Genomic DNA, 24,714 nt, shown 5'->3' on the forward strand with positions numbered 1-24,714 from the left:
AACTGTCCTACAAAATACGATTCAATTTATATCTTTAAAAATTTTTATTAAACGTTCCTGCCAATGATGGGCTTCCTTTTTCTCGGGCAGCTGTTCTTCACCCGCTATTTCGATCCCGTCATTGTCGCAACAATAAGGATTCTCCTGGGCTTCCTCTCCGAAATGCGCCAGTAAAAATTGTCGGCGACAACCTGTAAAATGAATATAAGCCAACATTTTCTGTAATTGTTCTTGTTTTTGCTGTTCATTGCGTTTTAATGTTTCCAGCCAAAAGGAAGTTCCCAACTCTTTCATTTTTTGCTGCCACTTTTCTTGCAACGGTGTCAAGGGTTCTTTCCTCTTCTCCTGAACCATTCGTTCTAAAGCAAGGCGTTCTTCTTTGTTTTCTCGCTGAAAGAAGTAATGGATCTGCTCATCATGTTCCTGATAAAGCAAAATCGCATTGCTTTGTTTGCCGTCACGACCAGCTCGCCCGATTTCTTGACTGTAATTCTCTAATGAATCAGGTAGATCATAATGGATCACAAAGCGAATATCTTCCTTATTGATCCCCATCCCAAACGCATTGGTAGCAACGAGTAATTTTAATTTATTCTGAGAAAACTGCTGCTGCAACGTTTTTCTTTGATCACTCGCGAGACCACCATGATAATAGCCTACCAAATAGCGCTGACGCAGTTTGTTATAGACTTCTTCGACTTTGCTTCTTGTGGAACAGTAGATGATCCCAGCCCCGCCTAAGCGGCTGAGATAGTCTGCTAATGCCGCATCTTTGTCTGTCGTTTGCTCTACGAACAAGCCGATATTGCTGCGGTTCATCGAATAACGGTAGACATTGGCGTTCTTTGCTAATAATACTTGCCGTATGTCTGCTTCCACTTGTGCTGTTGCTGTAGCCGTCAATGCTAACGTAACGGGTGCCTTCAAGCGTTTCTTTACTTCACCAAGCTGCAAGTACTCTGGTCGAAAATCAATGCCCCATTGCGAAACACAATGGGCTTCATCCACCACGAGCATGGCGATCTTAACCTGTTCCAATTGATGCAAAACAGCTTCTTGTACGATCATTTCTGGACTTAAAAACAAAAACTTGTACTTCTGCAAATGCTGCATCACATACTGGCGATCAGCAAGGTCCAATTGACTATTAAACGCAATCGCGCGTTTTTCCCCTTGCTTTTGTAAGCCGTAGACTTGATCTTCCATCAAAGAGACTAACGGCGAGATAATGATCACGATCCCGTCTACTAGGTACCCTGGCAGCTGATAGCACAGACTTTTGCCATTCCCAGTAGGCAGAATCGCTAACGTATCTTGCTGTGCTAAAACACTTTCGATGACTTCTTTTTGTCCTTGGCGGAATGTTTTGAAACCAAAATACTGATTCAGTGCATCTTCTAACATCGAATCCCCCGCTTCTGAGCAATCTGTAACAAACGAATCGTCAAAAAATCAGTCGTAAGAAGCGCCTGTAATTCTTGATAGCTATTTTTCCAAGAAGCTTCTGGCAGCTTTTTCAACAACGCTGTATCAAAGCGCTGAAAAGGAAACGTTGGATCAAGCAATGCCCACTCAATCAAATGATCATTAACAGTTCCTCGTTTGATCCTTCTTTTTTCCATAATCTGCTCGACAGAATCGCCTCGCAAAAACAATGATCGGCTTTCCACCATGCTTTGGTTTAAATTTCTCTTTAGAAAAGGCGACAATCCTCGAAACAGGATCGTCAGGGGCGTTTTTTCGATCAAGGTTAAAAATTGATGGATCGAAGCTCCTACATAAAGAGTGTCCCAAGGCTTACTTTGAACATTTTCTGGTAAAAGCTGAAAAAACGCCTGCCCTAGAATATCTGGACCCGATAAGGTGCCCGCTAAAAAATCTGCCACTTCTGCGGGAAGCTGGTCAAAAATTGCTGATAGCTCTTGATACAGGCACTTTTTGATGTCAGGATCGTGACGGATCAGCTGACGGACAGGTTCTGTATAGAGTGGCGTGTTTTCAACGGGAATATACTGATTGGTCACGCCTTGATACGCAGCTGCTTGAACCAGCAGCCGAACAAAACGCCAAGCCTCCTCCGTCGTTCGTCCATAACGAAAGTAATTCGCATACCGCAACAATCGTTCACCTGGCTGCTGGCTGTTTATAGCGGTCGTTTTGAGCAGCAGACCATCTGAATCTCGACTTAGAGCCCCTCGTTGGATCAAGTCAGCGAGCGTCTGTTGATACGCTTTCTCATTCAACTGGGGCAACGATTGAAAGAGACCTAAGCGATCATAAAAAAAGGCATAACTCAAGACAGAGCTAGTACGCTTACCAATGAGAATTTGATAAAGTGTTGATGGGCGCAGCTTGTCAGTATCAGAAAACAGCGCTAAAATAAAAGAATCCATATTTCCCCTCCAGAAAGGACTAAAAAATGTCACAACGCTGTAAAATTATTCCTGAGCGCTGCATTGCTTGTGGCCTATGTGCGATCTATGCCCCCGAGATCTTCGATTATGATGAAGACGGGATCGTTTTATTTGCCCAAGAACCGAATGCTCGGCAACAGTTTATCATAGAAGACCAACAAGAAAAAGTCAAAACTGCTTATCGTAAATGCCCTACCCGTGCGATTATCATGGAAAAATAAAAAAAGCCGACCTGCCATTGACAGACCTTTCGTCTGCAACAGCAAGTCGGCTCATTTTTTTATTTTCCTATAGCAGAATGATGGGGCTGCTTACGAGCCAACCATGGCAGCAGTTTGGCGTGAAGTGCTAAAAAGACAGCACTGACGATTGCGCCTTTGACCAAATTGAAAGGTAAGATCCCGATCGCCACATATTGCGGCAAAGACATTCCTAAAAATTGATCGGCTGTGACCCCGAAAAAGCGCAGGTAAAGCGGTGTGATCACAAATAGGTTCGCCACACTCATAAAAATCGTTACCGACAAGATACCGCTGATGACACCAACCATTTTGTTTTTGGTGTGAATACCTTTGCGGAAAAAGTAGTACATTGGCAAAGTAAAGGCACATGATGCTAAAAAGCTTGCCGTATCCCCCACCATATCAGTAGGTGAAAAACCAGATAAGAACAAATGCAGCACCGAACGAATGAAAGCAGTCAATACCCCGCTCCAAGGACCAAATAAAAACATCATGATCATCACGGGAATATCACTAAAATCGATCTTTAAAAAGCTGAATGCTGGGAAAATCGGAAAAGCGATAAATTGCAAAATTGTTCCCATAGCAGCACACATGGCGATCGTCACCATTTTTCTTGTTTTGTTGTTCATCAGTATAAATCCTCCTAAGTTCAGGATTCCTCTTCAAACGAACCTATTAAATTTCCTCGGCTTTCTTGTCGGCGCCAGACAAAAAATGCCCTCTTTTTTCCACAGGGAAAAAAGAGGGCATTCGAAATAGCCATAAGCAAATCAAATACGCTCTATCTTCTTTATCCAGACTGTACTGTCGGTATCGGAATTTCACCGATTCAGCTATTTCCGAAGAAATAGGTCGTGGACTATAACCACCGGTCGGGAATTGCACCCTGCCCCTGAAGACGAACCTTTATTCTATTTATTACATGTTCTATTATACACAAAATCTAAAAATTAACAATAGTTACGTTTTCAGATACTTTTCAACTATTTTGCACTATTTTTCAGCTGACTGACTTCCTTCTTCGACAATTCTCGATATTCCCCTGGACGAAGACCTTTCAAATCTAACGGACCATAATTTTCCCGTTTTAATTTTTGCACAGGCAAACCAACTGCTTTTAACATATTTTTGACTTGATGGTTGCGTCCTTCGTGGATCGTCAATTGCACAATACTAGATTGCGCTGTTTGGTCTGTCGACAAGATCTCAAAGCGAGCAGGTGCCGTCTTACGACCTTCGATCCGAATCCCTTTTGTCAATGGAAGCAGCTGCTTTTTATCCGCAATCCCTTTGACTTTGGCAACGTACACTTTGTCGACTTCGTGTTTCGGATGCATCAGTGTCTGTGACAATTCCCCATCATTTGTCAGCAATAACAAACCAGAGGTATCATAGTCCAAGCGCCCGACGGGATACACCCGTTCAGGAACTTCAGCAAAATAATCCAAAACGACTTTGCGCTTTTTATCATCCGTTACAGCTGAGATCACACCACGAGGTTTGTAGAATAGATAATAGACGTGTTGTTCTTGTTCGATTGGTACACCATCGACTTCAACAACATCTTTTGAGCTAACTTGGACCCCTAATTCTTTGATCACTTGCCCGTTGACACGCACTCGGCCTTCAGTTATCAATCCTTCAGCTTTTCTTCTTGAGGTGATGCCAGCATGGGCAATCACTTTTTGCAAACGTTCCATCTTCATTCTCCTTCTGTTTCTGCTTGTTTGTAGCGGTCGTAAAAAAGATCAAACGGTGCATCTTCTTCAAGTTCATCTTCCATGGATTGGATATCGGGTAATTCAGCCAAACTTTTTAAGCCAAAATAATCCATAAAGTATTCCGTCGTACCATATAGGATCGCTCGTCCTGGTCCGTCAACGCGGCCTTTTTCTTCAATCAGTCGTTTTGCCACCAATTTTTGAACCGATCCGCTAGATTGGACGCCGCGGATCTCTTCTACTTCCATCCGAGTGATCGGCTGCTTGTAAGCAATGATCGACAACGTTTCTAAAGCGGCCTGAGACAACGAGCTGCCCATCGGTGATTCAGCATATTTCTTCAATAAAGGGGCAAATTGTTTCTTGGTGGTCAAAATAAAATGATTGCCCACTTCAAGAATATGCAACGCAGTATGTTCATTTTCTTCATATTGCTGATTTAGTTCCTGCAAATGCTGATAGACACTGGCAGTATTGCTTTTGACTAAGTAACTCAATTCTTCAAGTCCGATCCCCTCATCACCGACGACGAATAAGATCGCTTCTAATTCACTATATTTACTCATCTTCTTTACCTGTTGGATAGAGCAGAATCGACGCATAATTGTCTGATTGCTCTACTCGAATCGTTCCTTTTTTCATTAATTCTAACAGTGCCATAAAGGTCACCACAACTTCTGTTTTATTGTAGGTCGTAAAAAACGAATCAAAGCTGCGGCCTTTTTTAGCACTGACATGTTGCATCTCCAGCTGAATCGCCGCCATCTTTTCATCGATGGTGCTTTCATCAGGAGAAATTTTGGTTTCTAGTACTTGGCGATTTTTCTTTTTCTCGATCATTTTTTGAAAAGCCAAAAAGAGATCGATCGTATTGAATTGATTGGCTCTTAACTGATCTTCTTCCTCTTTGTATTCATCGACATCCATCGGATCTTTCGTATAATACAAACTGCGCTCTTCCGCTTTTTCGGAAAGCTGCTCGGCTGCATACTTAAATTTGCGGTATTCTAGCAGCTGTGCCACCAGCATATCCCGTGGATCTTCTTCGTACTCTTCCACTTCAGCAATCAGCTCTTGTTTCGGTAACAGCATCTGGCTTTTGATCGCCATCAGAGTTGCCGCCATGACTAAATATTCACCAGCGACTTCTAATTCTAAAATTTTCATGGCATGGATATACTGCATGTATTGTTCGGTGATGGTTGCAACTGGAATGTCATAAACATCGATTTCCAGTTTTTTGATCAAATGAAGCAGCAAATCCAACGGTCCTTCAAAGACAGCTAATTTTATTTTGATTTCTTCCATTCCATCCTCGATTTCTAGGCGCGCGGAAAGTGCTGCTTGTACACTTCCGTCATCCGTTTCTTCGTTATATGCGTGTAAATCTGAGTGGTCGAGATATCTGCGTGTCCTAACAGCTCTTGAACCGTTCGCAGATCTGCGCCGTTTTCTAATAGATGAGTCGCAAAACTATGGCGCAGCGTATGGGGAGTCACATTTTTGGTGATCCCAGCTTGTCGAACCAAGGCTTTTAAATTTTTCCAGATCCCTTGACGAGACAGCTGCGTACCGTGGTTGTTTACAAACAGGTGGCTTTCATCCGGTGTTTTTCTCGTCAAATACGGACGTGCATCGCTGAGATATGTTTCGATCCATTGAATCGCTAAATCCCCTAGTGGGACGATCCGTTCTTTGTCGCCTTTCCCGGTTGTTTGCAACAAGCCCATACTTAAATGCAAATCATTCAATTTCAAACCGATCAACTCGCTGACGCGCAAGCCTGTCGCATACATCACTTCCAAAATCGCTCGATCACGAATACCCAACACCGCTCGCGTATCTGGTGTTTCGATCAAGCGCTCCACTTCCTGCAAACTCAAAGTATCAGGTAGCTTCTGCTGTTTTTTCGGCGAATCAATATGCTGCATCGGATCATGATCTGTCAACCGTTCTTGACGCAAATATTGATGGAATCTTCGCAAACTGGAAACCATCCGAATCACGGTTGCCGAGGATTTTCCCGCCTCTTGCAGACTTTGCAAAAAAGACAAAACGATCACTCGGTCGATCTGTTGCCACTGCGTCACTTGTTTTTTTTGTAAAAACGCAAGATACTGTTGCAGATCCCGCTGGTAGCTGGCACGGGTATTTTGGGATAGCCCGCGCTCAATGGTCAAATAATGAAGATAATCAATAATTTGTTCGTTCATGGGGCTTCCTCTACTTTCAGCTTTTTTATCATATCAAATTCTGGCTCGTTTAGATAGTAGCTTGCCAACAAAAAAAGAGGCATCTACCCGTATCTTTTGCCCAAGGAAACACCCGAATCATAGCAGATTTTTTGGTTTCTTTCAAATTGGAAAAAAGAGCACTCTTCCTATTGAAACCATCTGACTATCATTCGGGTGATAACAAAATTTTTTCAAATTGCCCAGCTACAGACACTAGGCTTTGTTTTGGCATTTTTGGCAGACACCATGAAATGTCAACCGATGATCCTTTACTAAAAAATGGTACTTTTGTTCGACGATCTCTTCGACACTGCCCAACAGATCCTCTTCAACCTCTTCGATATTGCCGCATTCCAAACACAACAAGTGATGATGGAAATGTTTGGCGCCTTCTTTACGTAGGTCATAACGAGCGACACCGTCATTAAAACTGACTTTATCGACGATTTTCAAATCCGTCAAAATCTCCAATGTTCGATAGACGGTTGCTAAGCCAATCTCAGAATTTTTTTTGCGCACAAAGAAGAAAATCTCTTCGGCGGATAAATGATCTTTCTCATTTTCTAATAAGACCAACAACGTCGCTTCTCGCTGAGGAGTTAATTTGAACCCCGACTCGTGCAATTGTTTCTTGGTCTTTTTTAACGCTGCTGTTGTGTTCATAGTTGCCTCCGTATGCCGCTAATTTATAACGATTCTAATTTGAGTGAGAATCACTCAAGACAAACATTGTAATCATTATAAATTAGAACAGCAAAAGAAACAAGTATTCTCAATTAGGTTTTTTAACAAGAATCGTAAAGCCATCTTTTTGCTCAATCAAACGCTGTTTCATCAAGGTTCCTAACGCCCGTTTAAATTGGCCTTTACTAATACCAAAAGTTTGTAAAATCTCTTCTGGTGCTGATTTATCGGTAAAAGGAATTTTATTTTCTGATGCTCGTTCTAAAAAGGTTAGGACCATGGCGGCATCATTTGAAATCGCCTCGTGGGCTCTTGGTTTCAACGAAAGGTTCAAGACGCCATCTGGACGAACCCCAATCACTCGTCCTTTGACAACTTCCCCAAGACGCGGCTCTTGATAGCGCTCTGATGGGTGGACGAAGCCAATATAAAAATCATCCGTCAATAAGTAGGTTCCCGCTAGTTTTAAGCGATACACGGTACCTGTAACATCTTGATTCTTCATCTGTTCCGTACCATTCTTACTCAGTGCCTTGAAGATTTTCTCATCTGCTAACGAAGCCCATATACGCTCTTTGTCGTCGACGCGCAAGCTGACCATCAAACGATCGCCTTTTTTGGGCCAAAGTTCCCGCATTGTTGGCAATTCATCTAATGAAACCACCATGTCCTTGTCTTTTAAACCGATATCGACGAAAACGCCTAAGTCGCGACGGCTTCCTGTGACTGTACCAAAGGCATAATGCCCTTTGCGGCTTTTCGGAATATTCGTAGTGAGTACATTTTCTTGCTTTTGGTTTTGATAGCCAAACCCTTCGACGGCTTCACCTAAATGATGTTCGCCTTCTTCCTTGGCTAGTCGGAAGGTAACCCCGCCTTTTTGAACAAAATAATTCTGTTCATTTTCATCAATGATCAATCCGCTAAATACGGATGCTAATAAGTCTTTCATCTATTCTCTCCTTCTTCATAAAAACTGCCCGTTGCTAGAAAAAGAAACGCAGCAGTGCCATAGCAATAACACCTGTGATAACGATCTTCATCAAATCTTTTGTATAATACCCCACCAACAATGCTGGGATACAGGCAATAGTTTCTTTGACTTTCAAGATGGGAAATTGCCCTTCTCGAAAGATCAGCAAATTTTGAACCAACAATGCCGCCAAAATACACAACGGCAAGTAACTCAAAAAGATGGTGAAAGGTTTTGGAAATACGAGCTTTTTAGAAAATAAAAAAGGAACGATCCGCGGAATCCAAGTAACCAACCCACATGCTAGCATTAGTATAACAAAATTAGTCATGATGTGTCACCGTCCCAACCAAACATCCTGCCAAGGTCGCAGCAATTACCGCGATCTCAGCAGTAGAAAAACGCATAAATAAAATCAATGTCCCCACAACTGCCCCGAGTACTAAGAGCGTTTGCTGAGTTTTCTTCTTGAGTGGTCGCTCTACTTGAAATAAAAAAAGACCAACAAACATGGCTACCAAGGCAAAATCTAAGCCTAACGCTTCTGGATCTGGAATAAACGAGCCTAATAGTCCGCCCAAAAAGGTTGCGAAGATCCAACTCAAATACGCCATCACGTTCAACCCATGGGTCCATTTCGCTGTGACTGGTTTGTCTTGTTGCAGTGACGTCGTCAAAACGCCATAGGACTCATCAGTCAAAAGCGTCCCAATCCCAATAGCAGAAAGCAAAGGAGTCTTTTTAAAATAGGAAGCCACTGATAAGCTCATTAAGAAATGTCGTAAATTCACTAAAAAGACGGTTGCGACGATCGTCATGAAAGGTGCTTGAATCGCGAGTAATGCACAAATAATAAATTGAGCACTGCCTGCATAGACAATAATAGACATTATAATAATTTCAAGAATCGACAACCCAACGCCTTTTCCCACGACCCCCATCGCAAAACCAATCCCTAAGTACCCAAGAATCGTTGGTACACAAGCAATGACCCCATCTTCAAAGCGATCATATCTTTCTATTTTCTGCACAAAAAACCCTCCCTGTTTGAACGATTATCTTTCATCATATCGAAAACAGGGAAGGGAAACAAGTGTTTTTCACATGTACATGTAATAACTCTGAAAGTTTTCTAGTGACTCAGGAGACTTAGCGAACGGTGTGATCGTTCCCATTGCCTCTGAAATAGCCAGTTTTGGCGTTTACCGTAAATAAGTATAGCGGGAACGCTGAATCATCCGTTCCTTTAAGCAAGCTGCCTTGGGCATTTGTCGCATAAAAATTGTAATAGCCTTCGCCGTTGACGATCCGCACGCGTTCAAAAGTATACCCACCTTCAACCACGTAACCACGGGCAATCGCTGTGGCGATGATTTTTTCTTGGACACCATCTGCCCATACCCAAGCGCTATTGTTTACATCATTCAAATCACTTTGACGGGCTGGAATGATTGGCTGATTATTGGTGTTTGTCGGCGTATTTGGCGAAAGCACATACTCTTCTTCAGACGTACTTTGTGCTGGCGTCGCAGCGCTTGTAGAACCGCCGCTCGAACCTGAAGCGTTGTTCTCGGAAGCCGCCGCTTGTGCTGCTTCTTGGGCAGCTTGTTGTTGCGCCGCTGCTTCTTGCGTAGCGGTTTCACGCTTCGTCAACGCAGTATCGACTTTACGCAATTCAGTCGTAAGACTTTCCACCAATGAATCAATTGGTAAAGCTTGGACTTTTTTCATCAAGGCATTGTAGTTCTCGCGGGTGACACTTGCAGGTGCTTCACCATCACCACTTAAAGCCACCATGCTCTTCACTGCATTTTGAACTTCCTCGATCGCGCTGAACTCTTTTTGTCCCATGTCGATGGCTTGATTGATCAACTCATCAAAGGCATCCCCGTTCTCACGCTTCGCCATTGTGACAGCAGCTGCTTCTTTCAATGAAACTTCTTCCAACTGATCCTCCACAACGGCAGGACTGCTAAAATAGCTGTTGATCTCGGTCAAAGCTGCTAATTTGTCAGCAATTGTCGCTGCTTCTTGTGACAAGGCATCGTACCGTTCATGGTCTTGAAACTCTGCCAACTGATTCGTCACAGCCGTCAGCTGTTCTGATGTTTTGTCGTTTTTAATGAACACTCGTTCATCATTTGTATAAAAATCATTCAGCTCATTTTCAATTTGATCGAGTGTACGGTTTTCTTGCGCCAGTTGCGTTTGGCGGGCAGTTTCTTGTTGCTGCTGTTGATAGTAGTACGCCCAACCGCCACCAGCTGCCACTAATAAACAAGCCGCTGTAATATAGAGTGCTTTGCGAGGACGCTTCTTTTTTTCGCTAGGCGTCGACGTTTTTTCTTCAGTAGTCGCCTTTTTCGGTGCTTCATCCGCTGCGGTGATCGGCTCAGGAATTGGATCGATCACTGGTTCTGGCTGCTTCTTCACTTCTTCAATGACCGGATCCGTCACTGGTTCATCTTCGCTTATCAGTAGAGGTTCCTCACTGGCTTGTTCCTGACTTTCTTCTTCAGTAGCAGACAAATCATCAGTGGCGGCTTCTGCTTCTAGAGCAGCGGCTTTTTCTTCTTCATCAAGTTTGTGTTGGCGGATATAAGCAGCCAAAATATCAGCGTCATGCTGTTCCTCCGTACTTAATGCATCGGTTTCACTTGCTTCCTCACTGGCTGATGTCGCATGCTCTTGCGTTGCGCTAGAACTTTCTACTTCCGTTTTTTCCTCAGCTTCTTTCTTAGAGGCTGATGTGGGGGTTACATGTTGCTCATCGGAAAAAGTCCCTTGCTGCGCGAGGTCGATCGTTTCTTCATTTGAGGATGGCCGATCACCTAAGTGCTCCTCCATTTTTCCGATCGGGACGTTTTTAAAGTCTGACCAGCGAATATCATCATTTTTATTCTGTGGCTCTTCTGGCGTAACGGAAGAGTCAGATGTTGGTTCCAGTTCATTCTCCTTTGCCTGGTTCCATTGGAACCCGCAATTGGGACAAACGGGTGTTTCTTCTATTGCTTGAAATCCACATTCAGGACATGTCTTCTTCATTGATTCAAACTGACTCCTTTTGTTTTTTGCATTTCCTTTTATGAAGCAGTCGCCTCTTTCATCAGACGCTTGCTGTACCTACTGCTTCTTTTTTTAGACCAGCAAATAATGGGTCTTTTTTGACACTTCGTTGTTTGTTACGTTTTGATGCAGATGCACAAAATTAAATTTATCACATTCTTGGCAATTAGCCAACACTTGCTTGGTTACGTTTTTATTAAGTTCTTTACCAATCTTGTGTCGAGAGGACAGAAACTGAATAAAAAAGACTTTCCAAAGGGTTCCTTTGGAAAGTCGATAAACCTTGATTATTCTAAGAAATCTTTCAATTGTTTTGAACGAGATGGATGGCGTAGTTTCCGTAATGCTTTTGCTTCGATCTGACGAATCCGTTCTCTCGTTACCCCAAAGACTTTGCCGACTTCTTCTAATGTCCGAGTACGACCATCATCGATTCCGAAACGCAAGCGCAGCACGTTTTCTTCACGGTCAGTCAACGTATCCAGTACATCTTCTAGCTGCTCTTTCAACAGCTCATAAGCCGCATGCTCTGCTGGACTTGTGGCATCTTGGTCTTCAATAAAATCACCTAGATGAGAATCGTCTTCTTCACCGATCGGTGTTTCTAATGAAACAGGTTCTTGAGCGATCTTCAAGATTTCACGAACTTTTTCCGTCGGCAGATCCATTTCTGCGCCGATTTCTTCTGGTGTCGGTTCGCGCCCTAAGTCTTGCAGCAATTGCCGTTGAATACGGATCAATTTGTTGATGGTTTCCACCATATGCACAGGAATACGAATGGTTCGCGCTTGGTCAGCGATCGCACGGGTGATCGCTTGACGGATCCACCAGGTCGCATACGTCGAGAATTTGAACCCTTTGCGGTAGTCGAATTTCTCAACGGCTTTCATCAAGCCCATGTTTCCTTCTTGGATCAAATCAAGGAATTGCATTCCTCGACCCACATAACGTTTGGCAATACTAACGACCAAACGTAGGTTGGCTTCTGCCAAACGCTGTTTTGCCTCTTGATCGCCTTCTTCGATTTTCAGTGCGAGCGCCACTTCTTCTTCTGCGGTCAATAACGGCACACGACCGATTTCTTTCAAGTACATCCGAACGGGGTCATTGATTTTCACACCAGTTGGTGCAGACAGATCTTCTTGAGGTTGTGTTTCTTGTCGTTTTTCATTGCTCTTTAGACTATGGACTGAAGGCTCTCCATTTTCATCCACGACACTGATGCCTGAATCCTCCAGTTTTTGAATTAATTTGTCCATTGCATCAGCATCCAAAGTATACGGCGTTGCTAAACGATTCGTAATGTCATCGTAAACAACTTGCCCCTTTGTTTTGTTTTCTCGGATGTATTCGGCAACTGCTTTGTCATACGTTTTTTTTGTTTCTTCTGCCATGAAAGAAAGCCCCTTTCAGTTCGCTATTTAGCTTGTTTCAACCGTTTGGTCAAATCAATGATTTCGATCGCAAGTTCAAGTTCTAATTGCTGGTTTCCTTTTTGTCTTGCTTCTTGCTGCTGGATTCGTTTTTGATTGATTTCTTCAGCAATGCCCGACTTTTGAAATACCTGCAGAATGTCCTGAAATTCTTGTTCAGTCCCTTCCTCAGAAGCTTTAAGATCTGCAATATCGATCACCATTTTTTTCATTGAATCTTCTTTTAAAAAATCTAAGAACTTTGCTAAAACAAAGTGTTCTTCTGTTTCCATATACGCATCAAACAGCAGATAAAGCTGTTGGTAACGATCATGGATAAAGGATATGCCACTCGCTCGAAAGCGATGGTTTAACGTACTGTCATGAAACAAACGGTACAATAATAATTCTTGTGCTTTTTCTACCTGTGTTTTGGGCTGCTGCCGCGTTGGCGGCGTAAAGACCATAGGATTGGTTGTTGGCGCTGGCGGCGGTGCATCTTGCCGCGGCTGCTGCTCTTGCCGGTTTTGCTTGAGCTGCTGCTGCAAGGTCTCACGGCTCAAGTTGAACTCTGTGGACAACTGAGTCAAATAACGGTCTTGCTCCAGCAAAGAATCCACCCGCTGTAATTCCTTTAAAACGACTTGGACATAATCTAGCTGCTCTTTCTCATTGGCCAAATTTCGATTTGCTCGATGGTAATCCATTTTGAAAGCAAAGACGGTTTCTTTCCCATGTACAGCTAATTTATAAAAAGCTTCTGTCCCATATTTGCGCAAATAGTCATCTGGGTCCATCCGTTCCGGCACTCGAACCACAGATAATTTCAAGCGGCTATTGTTTTGCAAAAGATCGATCCCACGGTTCGTGGCTTCAACCCCTGCACTATCTCCATCGTAACAAAGAATCACTTCTTGTGCCACTCGCTCGATGTGAGCGATCTGCTGATTGGTCAGGCTGGTCCCCATCGAGGCGATCCCATTTTCGATCCCTGCTTGCCAAGCGGCGATCACGTCCATAAATCCTTCAAATAAATACACTTGACCATCTTTACGCATCGCTCGTCGCGCTTTGTCAAAGTTGAAAAGAACCTCGCGTTTATTGAAAAGAATCGTTTCAGGACTATTTAAATATTTTGGTTGGTCTTGATCACCGACTTTTTCGCTTGCTAACCACCGACCAGAAAAACCAATCGTTTTCCCCTGAGGATTGCGGATCGGAAACATGATTCTCTGGTAAAAGCGATCCGCCAGTGAGCCATCGTTGCGCTGAACAAAGAGTCCTGTATCAGGAAAAAACTCTGCTTTGGCTTTTTCATTCAAAAAAACTTTCTCCAAAAACGAGCGTTCATTCGGTGCAAAGCCAATATTGAACTCTTCGATCAGTGCCATCGTCAATCCACGATCTAATAAATAATCAAGTGCTTCTTGTCCAGCAGCCGTATTCACCAACATGTGATGATAGACTTCGGCGGCTTTTTCATGTAACGCAATCAATTGACTCGTTTGTGAGGTCGCTTCATTGATGCCTTCAGACTGCTGATATTGCGGATCAAGAGGAATATCATTCATTTCTGCTACTTTGACGACTGCTTCTGGAAAACTGATCCCTTCAAGCTCCTGTAAGAAACCATACACATTTCCACCACGACCACAACCAAAGCAATGAAAAATTTGTTTGTCCTCTGCAACGGAAAAAGAAGGTGATTTTTCATTATGGAACGGACACAAACCAAAATAATTTTTTCCAGACTTCTTTAACTGGACATACTGTCCTACGATATCGACGATATTGCTACGTTCGCGAATGTCGTCAATGACCGTTTGAGGAATTCGTGCCATCCACTCACCTCCATTTGGTAAGTATTCATCGGTTTACTAGGTAAAAAAACGCACTAATAGATATCAGTGCGAAGAATAATTAGACAGAATCACTCATAATGATTTTACCATATTTTATTTGTATTTCAAGCTTTTTTGTTTCACTTATTTTACAACGCTTATGAAAAGAAACGCGCCGTAACATTGATCTTCCATTGATTCATTTTTATTAAATCAGCGTAGAATAAATTGCCGCCGTTATGATACAGGTGACCACCATTATAAAAAACGGATTGGATGCCCCAGTAACGATAGGTTTGTTCAGTATCATTGCCTAACAATGGAGATAAAACCTCTCTGGAATATGTTTCTGCTAACTCTAAGGTGTTTACTCCCCCTCGGGCAGCGACATAATCAATATAATCTGTACCAAAATTATACGCCTGTACGGCGGTCCAAAGATCACAGTTCATTTGCTCGGCTTTTTCAATCAACTCTGCTAAATAGGAAACACCTTGTTCGATGCTTTGTTCTGGCGTATCGAACTGATTTTGTTTTCCATAAACACTTTCAGAACTTTGCATCGGGTCGTTGCCTTGTCCTTTTGACTCCGTCAGCATGATGCTCATGGCTAATGACTGATATTCAGAGATGTCGTGGGCTTGCGTCTGTTGCGCGATTGCTTCTTCATACGCATAGACAGCTTTCAATGCCGTGTAGTTTCGATAGACCCAAACCCCTGCCCCGATCAGTAGCAGCACGAGGGCCAGCTTCAGTATAAATCCTAGGAAACGTCGAATTTTTCTCATCAAATACATCCCATCTTTTCTAAGTCAGAATCTATCGTACTATGAAATGAACGGGCTGACTAGAATTTTTTCTCTCCTAAAAAATCCTTAATAAAATCACAAGATTATTTAGAAAAAAACAAGCAATCCTAAGCTGACTGAGGGATTGGCGATCTTTTGACAAGAAAAAGGAAACAGCGCTTCTTCAAAAGGAAGCACTGTTTCACTCATCATTATTTTTCGATCGTGGTGACAATACCAGAACCGACTGTTCGTCCACCTTCACGAATCGAGAAGGTCGTTCCATTTTCTACAGCGATCGGATGGATCAATTCCACATCGATCGTTACGTTGTCACCAGGCATCACCATTTCCGTTCCTTCTGGTAAAACGATATTCCCAGTTACGTCCGTTGTACGGAAGTAAAATTGTGGGCGATAATTATTAAAGAATGGGGTATGGCGACCGCCTTCTTCTTTTGTCAACACATAGACTTCCGCTTGGAATTTCGTATGCGGTGTGATAGAACCTGGTTTTGCTAACACTTGGCCACGTTCAATTTCATCACGGGTGATGCCCCGTAACAATACCCCTACGTTATCGCCAGCTTCTCCGAAGTCCATCGTTTTGCGGAACATTTCTACCCCTGTCACGACTGCTTTTTGTGTTTCAGGTTTGATTCCGACGATTTCTACTTCATCCCCGACTTTTACCATGCCGCGATCGATCCGACCAGAAGCAACGGTCCCCCGTCCTGTGATCGAAAAGACATCTTCGATCGGTAACAACAATGGTTTGTCAGTATCACGTTCTGGCGTTGGGATATATTCATCTACTGTATCCATCAGCGTTAAGATCGCTGCTTCAGCATCTGGGTCCCCTTCCAAGGCTTTTAACGCAGAGCCCTTGATCACAGGAATGTCGTCGCCAGGAAAATCATATTCAGTCAGCAATTCTCTGACTTCCATTTCAACTAAATCGATCAACTCGTCATCATCGACAAGGTCCGTCTTATTCAAAAAGACGATCAAATGTTTCACACCCACTTGACGAGAAAGCAAAATATGCTCCCGTGTTTGTGGCATTGGGCCATCTGTCGCTGATACGACCAAGATTGCACCGTCCATTTGAGCAGCCCCTGTAATCATATTTTTCACATAATCCGCGTGTCCAGGTGCATCGATATGGGCATAGTGCCGTTTTTCCGTTTCATATTCCACATGAGCAGTATTGATTGTGATACCACGTTCGCGTTCCTCAGGAGCCGCGTCGATACTTGCGTAATCTTGCGGATTGGCAAGCCCTTTTTTCCCAAGAACTGTGGTAATTGCAGCAGTCAAGGTGGTTTTCCCATGGTCGACGTGTCCAATCGTTCCGATGTTGACATGGGGTTTGCTACGATCATAATGTTGTTTTGCCATATTGTTTCCCTCCTAGAGAAAGTTGAGTCGTTGGTTGACTCGAATCATATTTTTGCGATTTACGCTTCCAAAGAGATAAGGATTAACTTATTTTTTGTAAGTTTAAATCTACCCTTATTATAGGTCAAAATTAGTCAAAGTCAAGCAAGAGGTCTCGGCAGCTAATCCCTAAGAATTTCTTTGCTTTTTGTGATCCATTGGACGCAAGCCTAGTTTTTATGAATAATAGAAGATGAGGTGAGAAATGTGAAGAAAATCATTGCAGCGCTGGTTTTTACAGCAATTTTCCTTGGCGGCTGCTTCCTTACTTATGACTATTACTATGGTGGAAGTGACTACTATACAGTTATCAACGGTGAAGGCGAACACGATACCGAAGTCAGTGACGAGGGGGTCGTTGAAAACATCTATCGTTATACACAAACAGCCTACAGCGCCTCTGGTGACGTCAAAACGGTCAAAATGAATGAACACCGTTCCGCTCCTTTGAAAGAAGGTGCCTATTTGAAACTACTGGTCAATCCAAACAAAGGCGTTATAAGCTGGGAAGAAGTTTCTGAAGAAGACGTTCCTCAAGCAGCTCTTGAAAAGTTGACCCCTCAATAATTGCTGCTGTCGATCAAGCAAGCGTCTGTAAAAAAGCAGGCCGTCCTCTTTCTAAATGAGGACGCCCTGCTTTTTGTGCTCTATAATTTATGGGCCTGATGAATCAGAATTGATTCTTCAGCTCCATTTTCATTATTGACAAAGAGCCGCTTTTTTGTACTTGTTCTGCCATCGTCTGCTTAGAAACAGCTCTTGTTACATCCGATTAATCACTTCTTCTACATTTTTGATCGTTACGGAAATCGTGCCATCGGGATTATTGATAAATTCGATCAAATTCGGATCTCGGTAAACATCCAAAGGAACGATCAATTCGATTCCATTCGATAATTTTAGTTTTTGCTTACCAAATTTTTTCTCCGAGATCTCACGAACATCCCGCATCATCGGTGCTTGATTGACGAATCCTTTTTCAACCACTTCTTCTTGAAATGAAAGCTGAGCAGTAATATTGTCTTTAAAGACTTTTTGCGCCACTTCACTCACATCGATATGACCAGACTCTTCGATCGTGTCGTAGACCGCTTCTTTCAAATCGGCAACAACGTTATAGGTGGGTGTTTCAAATTTCTGACCAATTTTTTCGGCTACTTTTTTGATGACTTTGACATTTTCTTCTAAAGATGGGATCGGTTCGGCATCAATGACTTTTGTTGAAAAGTAGGCGTATTTTTCACCTGAAAAGCTATATTTCTTTTCAATCAGTTCAAAGTCTAAGCTCTCCACATCGATCGTGATCCCTTCATCTGCCTTTTGGGTTTTACCTGCTAGTAAGGCACGATGCAAAATCAAATTATTTTCGATCCCAGCCTCCCCATTATCAATAAAATGCGTATAGCCATCTTGATAATTGACCTTCAAAAAAGCCAGCTGCATTCTTGTATCTAATTCATATAAGACGACAAACGCATCCGCACTTGGCGCATCTTCACTTTCCTTGTACGCTTCATACCAGCGTTGCACGATCGCTTCACTGGCTGCGATAAAGTCGTCTGGTGCTTGTTTGACCAATTGAGCGATCGTTGAAGTTTCGAGTAAACGACCTGTTTTGGTTTGCGGTGTAGCAAGTTTCTGTATTTTCTTCGTCAAATAATCACGAATGTATTCCGTTGTTAAATCAAGTTCAACTTGAGAAAAAACTGGATCGCCTGTTTGACGGTCCACAATGTGTAAAATCGCATGTTTCAAATAAATATCCATTGGTTACGCTCCTTATCCATTTGTCTAGTGTACAAAATAAATAGGCGAACTGACAAGAGCGAATCGGCATTTTCCTTCAACATTCGCTTTCTTTTTAAAAGGTGCAATCATTGGAAATTCCTGCCTCGTCTGCTAAACTAGAAGTATCACAGAAAACGGAGGAATGAACATGAACAGCTATACGTTATCAAACAATGTGACCATCCCTGAGCTAGGCTTTGGCACATGGCAAACACCAGACGGCGACGTTGCCGTAGCATCAGTCAAAAAAGCACTAGAAGTAGGTTACCGCCATATTGATACAGCACAAGGCTATAAAAACGAAGCCAGTGTTGGTCAAGCGATCAAAGAAAGCGGCATTCCCCGCGAAGAGCTTTTCTTGACTACAAAATTATGGAATGCGAACCATTCTTATGATCTTGTGATGTCCTCTTTTGAAGAATCTTTAGAAAAATTACAAACAGACTATATCGATCTTTTCTTGATCCATTGGCCAAATCCAGTGGCTTTTCGCGACAATTGGCAAACAGCGAACGCAGAAACATGGCGTGCTTTTGAAGAGTTGTATCAAGCAGGCAAAATCAAAGCGATCGGCGTCAGCAACTTCTTACCACATCATTTTGAAGAATTGAAAAAAACAGCGACTATCTTCCCAATGGTCAATCAAATTTTCCTTGCACCTGGCGAGTTACAAGAAGAAGTCGTGACTTATTGCCAAGAACACGATGTATTGCTTGAAGCATACAGCCCATTAGGTACTGGGAAGATCTTTGATGTACCAGAAATGAAAGCATTAGCTGAAAAGCATCAAAAATCAATCGCTCAAGTTGCATTACGCTGGTCTTTACAACATGGTTTCTTGCCATTACCAAAATCAGTCACACCAAGTCGGATCGAAGAAAACATTCACGTCTTTGATTTTGAGCTATCTGAAGAGGACATGAAAACGATCGATCAATTAGATGGTGTGGTTGGGAAAGCGACCAATCCAGATACGACAGGGTTTTAATTTCACTCTCTATAAAGGAGAAGCCTATGAAAAAAACTGATTTGAATCATCTCTCCCCTGCTGTTCAAAAAGCCTTACATGCTGATTTTGTTTTTCTCGTTTGGCCAGACAAAGTCCAACACTTTCCAGCACGTCAATGGACGACCAGCGACTATCAGCAGATGCTGACCGAGAAACTTATTGGGGAACCACGCTTTTTTCTTTGGGAAAACTACTTAGTCGCCACTGGAGAAAATGACCTTTTGGTCCTGATGCCCAAGTACCATCAAATCAATGATCTAGTAGAAACACCAGCGCCGCTTTTTTAGCAGCGTTGGTGTTTTTTTCAGGAAGTATATAAATTTTTTTGTATTTTTTCATGAGAATCACTGTTCTTTTCTGCAAATTTTCCTTATAATCGATAGTGATCGAGAGGAGAAGATTATGAAAAAGAAACAATTAGCAAAATTGAAACAACAATTCCGCCCGTCTTATGAAACAGCTCGACAACAGTTGTTTACAGCGATCGAGCGCAAAACAGCAGATAAGTTTGACCTTCCGACGACTGTGTATATCAATCCTAAAAACCAAGAGGAATTATTGATTGAATTGTTGAAGGAAACGCCAAAAGAACAAAAAATCGCTGTTCCTTTAGATGAGAACTTCAAGATCGTCGTGAAACGAATCCAACGCTTAGAAGCTGGTTTGCTTGATCGTTTCAGCGATAACTTAGTCGATGAGATCGCTGCTTACTGGTTGCCGACCAATCCGCAAGAAAGTACGGCACCCGCTCCTGCAAAAGAACCAGCGAAAGTGAAGGAAGAATCAGCACCAGCTGAAGCGGCTGCACCGACTACCTCTGCATCAACTAAAGAAGTAGAAAAAGCAACTGAAACAATGGCTGATACTGCTGATGAAACAATGACTTTTTCAGCATTTGCTGAAAAAATCGCAGCATTCCCTAAATTTTCTGCCAAACAATCTTCAGGAGAAACGATCGTGATCGAAGCTTCCCCGAAAGAAGATCGTGTTCTAGCAACGATTTCTGAAACAGAAAGTGATACTTTTACCATTGAAACTGCGCTAGAACGCAAATACAAAGTAAAATTAGAAGTCATTCCATTGATCGAGGCGTATGCCCACACGGCGATTTCGAAACGATAAAAAACTGGGAGAATGGTTCATTCTCCCAGTTTTTTTATAACCCGACGATGTGAATAAAAATATAGCTGATTGATTTTTACTCTTTGCTTAAAATCAGTAAGGATTACCACAATTTATTAAATTTGTCCTTCTCCACAAACGAAATTAATGGGATACTTTAGTATTCCTTTGCTTCTTTTGCGTCAATCCTTCTTCCTTAAACACTAGCTTCTCTTCCTTCTTCAATAAACTGAAGTACTCTGCCAAGATTTGCGGTGCCTCTGAAAATAAAAGCGAGAAGCGGCTATTTTTGCTTTTATAAAAGGTTACAAAAGTTTGATTATTTACTGTTTGTTCAATCTCTATTGCGGTATATTGATCATATTCACCTTTTAAAACACCCAGTTTGATCAGCTGATCTGCTCCTAAGCCTTCTTTTGAAAAACCAACTAAACAGACTAAGCCGATCAGTGCAAACAATTTCAACTGGTCACTCAACTGATCTGGCCAAAAAATGACGAAAAGAAGCGCAGACAGAATGAAAGCAGTTGCCTTTTTTATAGAGCTCGCTTTTGCCTGCAAAAGAATTTTGCGCTGCTCTTTGAGTTGCATCACTAACAGAACGAGTAAAAATAAGTTGATCATAATTGCTTCCGCCATGAATAACTTCCTTTCAGACTACCATTCTGCAATAGTGCCATCATAGTTCTTCCATTTAGGATTGGTCCAAACCAACCCTTCTTGTGAAATATCTCTAACTCTATCTTCATCCATCTCCAACCCTAAACCGGGCTTACTTGGTAATTCTACATAGCCATCCTTATACTGAAATACTTCTTTGTTTTTCACAAAATCTAACAGATCAAAGCCTTTATTGTAATGGATTCCTAAGCTTTGCTCTTGAATAAAAACATTTGGGGTACAAGAATCAACTTGCAGTGTTGCTGCTAAAGCAACGGGACCATATGGTGCGTGCGGGGCAACAGCCACGTCATAAGCTTCAGCCATGGCAGCTATTTTTCGCATTTCCATGATCCCTCCACATAATGCCACATCAGGCTGGATCACATCTATTGCTCCTTGCTGAAAAAGTGTTTTAAACTGCCAGCGAGTATACAGTCTCTCACCAGTGGCTAAAGGCGTTGCCACAAGCTGGGCAACTTCTTTAAAATGTTCCTCATTCTCAGGAAGAACAACTTCTTCTAAAAACATTGGATGATAAGGTTCTAATGCCTTCGCTAAAACTTTTGCCATCGGCTTGTGGACTCTCCCATGAAAATCAATTCCAATATCCAATTTATTACCAAAGCGTTCCCTAATCGAAGCGACACGTTCCACCACTTCCTCTATCTTTACATAAGAGTCAATATAGTGCAGTTCCTCTGTTGCGTTCATTTTAACTGCAGTAAACCCACGGTCAACACGATCTTGTGCTTGCTCTGCGACATCATCCGGACGATCACCGCCGATCCAAGAATATACTTTGATTCTGTCACGAGCAGCACCGCCTAATAGTTCGTAGATAGGAACATTCAATGCTTTTCCTTTAATATCCCACAAAGCCATCTCTAGACCAGAAACGATTGTTCCATGTATGGGACCGCCACGAAAGAAAGATCGGTGCATTTCTTGGAACAATCGCTCAATCTCAAACGGGTTTTGTCCTAACAGAAATCTTTCCCCTACCTCATAAGCTCCTGCAACAACTGTTTCGGTTTTTGTTCCAGAAATCATCTCTCCCCAGCCATCGATTCCTTCATCTGTTGACAATTTTACAAAAATCCAGCGGGGTTTTACTTTATATACTGTAATTTTAGAAATTTTCAAAACAATCTACTCCTCTTTTTCGACAATATTTTATTCAATTGCTGCTTCACGATTAATTTTTTTGATTCCTTCAAAGAAATACCATACACCGCCAAATCCTAGAAGAAGAACTGGAATACCAATCATCGGTTCATAGGTGAATGCAATGAAAACCAGGTAACTTTGAATCATTGAAGTTGCTGCAAAAGAAGAAATAAGCATGGCACTGGACCCAAGATCAATCCCTACCTGTTTGGCTATTTCGGTTAGAATAGGTGAAGTGACTGTTCCACACCAAAGCAAAGAGGCTGTGACAACTAAACCGATAATAATGTTTTTCAGCAAGTTTCCTCTAGTCAATGCAACAACCATTGCTACTCGAAATGGAACTACAGCTAAATCGGCAAATGGTAACACACGATTTCCGGGTAAGACCAAAGCCATAGCAATTGTTAAAGGAATAATAATCAGTGCAGTTGTTATAACATCTGGATTGCCCACAACAACCGCTGCATCTAGTCCAATAAATAAACGGCGACCTTTAAATTTCTTTTGAGACCATTTTTGCGCTGCGTCTGAAATAGGCATTAATCCTTCCATAAAAAGAGAGGTCATTTTTGGTATCAGAACAAGGACAGCAGACATACTAACCCCTAATTGAAGAATCTGAGTGATATCATAGCCAGCTAAAAAGCCGATTGCGATACCTATGACACCACCCATAATCATAGAGTCCCCAAAGAAGCCCAAATATTTTTGTGCATCCTTAATGGTAAACTTGGAATTTCGAAAAAGAGGAATGCGGTCTAAAAGCCAGTTTAACGGCCATGCAATTACTAAAGAAGATAAGGCTGAAACCGTGGGTAATGAAACCCCTGGAATTCCAAAAAAATCTTCAACCAAAGGCTGTGACCAATCAGACATTTTAAATGTGACAATTGCCATTACAACTGATGCGCCCACACCTAACGCTACGTTCTTAGTCACAAAATAAACCATTACACCAACAATAGCCATATGATGATAATTCCAAATATCAACATCCAACGTTTGAGTTCTTTTGAGAACCAACAAGATGATATTAACGATCAATATAGCAAATATAAGCAGTGCAATAATTGGAGATGCCCAAGTAACCGCCGCGATTGAGCCCCATCCTACGTCCAAGGCATCCAGCTGTACGCCGGTCCGCTCTACCATTGCACGGGCTGCTGGTCCGACATTGGTTGTCATAAAATCCAGAATCAGACGAATCCCTGCAAATCCGATTCCTAGTGTTAGCCCAGACTTAAATGCTCTTGAGATTTTCAAACCGAAAATCATGCCGATAATTGTAATAATGACAGGAAGCATCACTGTAGGACCAGCGTCAATAAAGAAATTGAATACATTCATTACATAATTCATTCTTTTTTCTCCTTAAATTTTTTATTTTAAATAATTCAAAATTTCTTCCATAGTTTGTTCAGAACCAATTCCCGTTAAAATAGGCATTCCCTTTACCACAGGAACTTCACCAGTCTGACCTTCAAATTGACCAGTTGTCACTAACAAGTCATAGTCTTGAACTTTACTAGGTACTTCCATCAGTTTGGTTTGGGTTGTGGAAGCCTCAACTCCATGTTCATTCAGATAATCCTTCACTTTTGATGCTACTACGGTTGAAGTCGCAATCCCATTCCCACAAGCAATTAAAATTCTTTTCATTTTCATTTCCTCCTATTTTTTAGGCTATCGCCTTTTTTAATAATGTTAGCAATTTTAGATCCGAATTCGCCGCCGTCATTTGTTCACGAAGTGGCTCATCTTGAATAATACTGACAATCTTTTGTAACATCTCCACTTGTCCGTGCGGTTCACCGATGGCCATCATGATAACGATTTTAGTAGGTAAAATGACTTGATTATCTTCCATATTGCGAAACCCTACAGCTGTTTCTAAGGTTGCAATCGCCAAAGTTGTTTGATTGACCAAATCAAAATTTGCATGAGGAATTGCTACGCCGGGCTGTGTCGAAGGTAAACCGGTTGGATATTCGGACTCGCGTAACTGTATTGCTTCGATATAATCTTCTTTGACATAGCCTCGTTGGTATAGTTCATTCGCTAAAAAAGCAAGGACTTCTTTATCACTGCCTGCTTTTATATTTCGAAATACTAGTTCTTCGTTCAGTTGCAATTCCATTTGTTTTC

General features: G+C 42.1%; 27 protein-coding genes and 1 riboswitch. Of the genes, 5 read left to right on the top strand and 22 right to left on the bottom strand.

Features of this window, described 5'->3' with window-relative positions:
* Positions 1 to 21: 21 nt before the first annotated feature.
* Positions 22 to 1,404: a RecQ family ATP-dependent DNA helicase gene (locus tag ECA1_RS09410; RefSeq protein ID WP_010749234.1), complete on the bottom strand. Its 1,383-nt coding sequence runs from the start codon at positions 1,402 to 1,404 to the stop codon at positions 22 to 24.
* Entirely contained in the window at positions 1,398 to 2,393 is a 996-nt protein-coding gene (locus ECA1_RS09415; RefSeq protein WP_060792337.1) for a helix-turn-helix domain-containing protein, read from the bottom strand. The genes ECA1_RS09410 and ECA1_RS09415 overlap by 7 nt, the downstream gene beginning before the upstream one ends.
* Before the next feature lie 26 nt (positions 2,394 to 2,419).
* Here ECA1_RS09415 and ECA1_RS09420 point away from each other — a divergent pair, with 26 nt between their 5' ends.
* Positions 2,420 to 2,635, top strand: coding sequence for a ferredoxin (locus tag ECA1_RS09420; RefSeq protein ID WP_005229322.1), 216 nt, complete (start codon positions 2,420 to 2,422; stop codon positions 2,633 to 2,635).
* Positions 2,636 to 2,694: 59 nt separating this feature from the next.
* Here the strand turns inward: ECA1_RS09420 and ECA1_RS09425 are convergent, their stop codons facing one another.
* The 14 genes from ECA1_RS09425 to tuf all read right to left on the bottom strand — a co-directional run bounded on the left by ECA1_RS09425 (position 2,695) and on the right by tuf (position 16,778).
* The gene (locus ECA1_RS09425) at positions 2,695 to 3,288 is read right to left on the bottom strand and encodes an ECF transporter S component (RefSeq protein WP_081091729.1); all 594 of its coding nucleotides are present in this window, start codon (positions 3,286 to 3,288) and stop codon (positions 2,695 to 2,697) included.
* 150 nt (positions 3,289 to 3,438) lie between these two features.
* Positions 3,439 to 3,563: riboswitch (FMN riboswitch) on the bottom strand.
* Between the two features lie 79 nt (positions 3,564 to 3,642).
* Positions 3,643 to 4,359 (bottom strand): pseudouridine synthase, encoded by a 717-nt coding sequence (locus tag ECA1_RS09430; protein ID WP_060792339.1) that lies wholly within the window; start codon positions 4,357 to 4,359, stop codon positions 3,643 to 3,645.
* A gap of 2 nt (positions 4,360 to 4,361) precedes the next feature.
* Positions 4,362 to 4,946: an SMC-Scp complex subunit ScpB gene (gene scpB / locus ECA1_RS09435; RefSeq protein WP_005229316.1), complete on the bottom strand. Its 585-nt coding sequence runs from the start codon at positions 4,944 to 4,946 to the stop codon at positions 4,362 to 4,364.
* Complete coding sequence (locus tag ECA1_RS09440; protein ID WP_010749229.1) at positions 4,939 to 5,688, bottom strand: segregation/condensation protein A; 750 nt, start codon at positions 5,686 to 5,688, stop codon at positions 4,939 to 4,941. Before ECA1_RS09440 ends, scpB begins: the two co-directional genes overlap by 8 nt.
* Positions 5,689 to 5,702: 14 nt before the next feature.
* A complete protein-coding gene (gene xerD, locus ECA1_RS09445; protein WP_015510075.1) occupies positions 5,703 to 6,593 on the bottom strand; it encodes a site-specific tyrosine recombinase XerD in 891 nt (296 codons plus the stop codon).
* A gap of 234 nt (positions 6,594 to 6,827) precedes the next feature.
* The gene (gene fur / locus ECA1_RS09450) at positions 6,828 to 7,277 is read right to left on the bottom strand and encodes a ferric iron uptake transcriptional regulator (protein WP_010749227.1); all 450 of its coding nucleotides are present in this window, start codon (positions 7,275 to 7,277) and stop codon (positions 6,828 to 6,830) included.
* Positions 7,278 to 7,386: 109 nt separating this feature from the next.
* Complete coding sequence (locus ECA1_RS09455) at positions 7,387 to 8,250, bottom strand: CvfB family protein (protein ID WP_060792340.1); 864 nt, start codon at positions 8,248 to 8,250, stop codon at positions 7,387 to 7,389.
* A 34-nt stretch (positions 8,251 to 8,284) separates the two neighbouring features.
* Entirely contained in the window at positions 8,285 to 8,602 is a 318-nt protein-coding gene (locus ECA1_RS09460; protein ID WP_015510078.1) for an AzlD domain-containing protein, read from the bottom strand.
* Positions 8,595 to 9,302 (bottom strand): AzlC family ABC transporter permease, encoded by a 708-nt coding sequence (locus tag ECA1_RS09465; protein ID WP_060792341.1) that lies wholly within the window; start codon positions 9,300 to 9,302, stop codon positions 8,595 to 8,597. The genes ECA1_RS09460 and ECA1_RS09465 overlap by 8 nt, the downstream gene beginning before the upstream one ends.
* A 118-nt stretch (positions 9,303 to 9,420) precedes the next feature.
* Positions 9,421 to 11,316: a cell division site-positioning protein MapZ family protein gene (locus ECA1_RS09470; RefSeq protein WP_060792342.1), complete on the bottom strand. Its 1,896-nt coding sequence runs from the start codon at positions 11,314 to 11,316 to the stop codon at positions 9,421 to 9,423.
* A 308-nt stretch (positions 11,317 to 11,624) separates the two neighbouring features.
* A complete protein-coding gene (gene rpoD / locus ECA1_RS09475; RefSeq protein ID WP_005229298.1) occupies positions 11,625 to 12,731 on the bottom strand; it encodes an RNA polymerase sigma factor RpoD in 1,107 nt (368 codons plus the stop codon).
* Between the two features lie 23 nt (positions 12,732 to 12,754).
* Positions 12,755 to 14,590, bottom strand: coding sequence for a DNA primase (gene dnaG / locus ECA1_RS09480; protein ID WP_060792343.1), 1,836 nt, complete (start codon positions 14,588 to 14,590; stop codon positions 12,755 to 12,757).
* A gap of 158 nt (positions 14,591 to 14,748) precedes the next feature.
* The gene (locus tag ECA1_RS09485; RefSeq protein ID WP_005229291.1) at positions 14,749 to 15,378 is read right to left on the bottom strand and encodes a lysozyme family protein; all 630 of its coding nucleotides are present in this window, start codon (positions 15,376 to 15,378) and stop codon (positions 14,749 to 14,751) included.
* A gap of 212 nt (positions 15,379 to 15,590) precedes the next feature.
* Positions 15,591 to 16,778 (bottom strand): elongation factor Tu, encoded by a 1,188-nt coding sequence (gene tuf / locus ECA1_RS09490; protein ID WP_005229289.1) that lies wholly within the window; start codon positions 16,776 to 16,778, stop codon positions 15,591 to 15,593.
* A 246-nt stretch (positions 16,779 to 17,024) separates the two neighbouring features.
* Here tuf and ECA1_RS09495 point away from each other — a divergent pair, with 246 nt between their 5' ends.
* Positions 17,025 to 17,384 carry a YxeA family protein gene (locus ECA1_RS09495; RefSeq protein ID WP_060792344.1) on the top strand — a complete coding sequence of 120 codons (360 nt, stop codon included), beginning with the start codon at positions 17,025 to 17,027 and terminating at the stop codon, positions 17,382 to 17,384.
* Between the two features lie 195 nt (positions 17,385 to 17,579).
* Here the strand turns inward: ECA1_RS09495 and ECA1_RS09500 are convergent, their stop codons facing one another.
* Entirely contained in the window at positions 17,580 to 18,584 is a 1,005-nt protein-coding gene (locus ECA1_RS09500) for a nucleoid-associated protein (RefSeq protein WP_005229284.1), read from the bottom strand.
* Positions 18,585 to 18,747: 163 nt separating this feature from the next.
* Here ECA1_RS09500 and ECA1_RS09505 point away from each other — a divergent pair, with 163 nt between their 5' ends.
* The 3 genes from ECA1_RS09505 (at position 18,748) to ECA1_RS09515 (ending at position 20,736) form a co-directional block, all read left to right on the top strand.
* On the top strand, positions 18,748 to 19,593 hold the full coding sequence (locus ECA1_RS09505; RefSeq protein WP_005229282.1) for an aldo/keto reductase: 846 nt from the start codon (positions 18,748 to 18,750) through the stop codon (positions 19,591 to 19,593).
* A 26-nt stretch (positions 19,594 to 19,619) separates the two neighbouring features.
* Positions 19,620 to 19,901 (top strand): hypothetical protein, encoded by a 282-nt coding sequence (locus ECA1_RS09510; protein WP_060792345.1) that lies wholly within the window; start codon positions 19,620 to 19,622, stop codon positions 19,899 to 19,901.
* 115 nt (positions 19,902 to 20,016) lie between these two features.
* The gene (locus ECA1_RS09515) at positions 20,017 to 20,736 is read left to right on the top strand and encodes a hypothetical protein (RefSeq protein WP_060792346.1); all 720 of its coding nucleotides are present in this window, start codon (positions 20,017 to 20,019) and stop codon (positions 20,734 to 20,736) included.
* A gap of 144 nt (positions 20,737 to 20,880) precedes the next feature.
* Here ECA1_RS09515 and ECA1_RS09520 read toward each other — a convergent pair whose 3' ends face one another.
* The 5 genes from ECA1_RS09520 to ECA1_RS09540 all read right to left on the bottom strand — a co-directional run bounded on the left by ECA1_RS09520 (position 20,881) and on the right by ECA1_RS09540 (position 24,706).
* A complete protein-coding gene (locus tag ECA1_RS09520; RefSeq protein WP_228084649.1) occupies positions 20,881 to 21,327 on the bottom strand; it encodes a hypothetical protein in 447 nt (148 codons plus the stop codon).
* A 66-nt stretch (positions 21,328 to 21,393) separates the two neighbouring features.
* The gene (gene dgoD / locus ECA1_RS09525; protein WP_060792348.1) at positions 21,394 to 22,542 is read right to left on the bottom strand and encodes a galactonate dehydratase; all 1,149 of its coding nucleotides are present in this window, start codon (positions 22,540 to 22,542) and stop codon (positions 21,394 to 21,396) included.
* A gap of 30 nt (positions 22,543 to 22,572) precedes the next feature.
* A complete protein-coding gene (locus ECA1_RS09530; protein ID WP_060792349.1) occupies positions 22,573 to 23,928 on the bottom strand; it encodes a PTS galactitol transporter subunit IIC in 1,356 nt (451 codons plus the stop codon).
* Positions 23,929 to 23,949: 21 nt separating this feature from the next.
* Positions 23,950 to 24,228: a PTS sugar transporter subunit IIB gene (locus ECA1_RS09535; protein ID WP_005229267.1), complete on the bottom strand. Its 279-nt coding sequence runs from the start codon at positions 24,226 to 24,228 to the stop codon at positions 23,950 to 23,952.
* A 19-nt stretch (positions 24,229 to 24,247) separates the two neighbouring features.
* Positions 24,248 to 24,706, bottom strand: coding sequence for a PTS sugar transporter subunit IIA (locus ECA1_RS09540; protein WP_005229265.1), 459 nt, complete (start codon positions 24,704 to 24,706; stop codon positions 24,248 to 24,250).
* Between the last annotated feature and the right edge of the window lie 8 nt (positions 24,707 to 24,714).

The sequence above is a fragment of the Enterococcus casseliflavus NBRC 100478 genome (assembly GCF_001544095.1).
GTDB lineage: Bacteria > Bacillota > Bacilli > Lactobacillales > Enterococcaceae > Enterococcus_D > Enterococcus_D casseliflavus.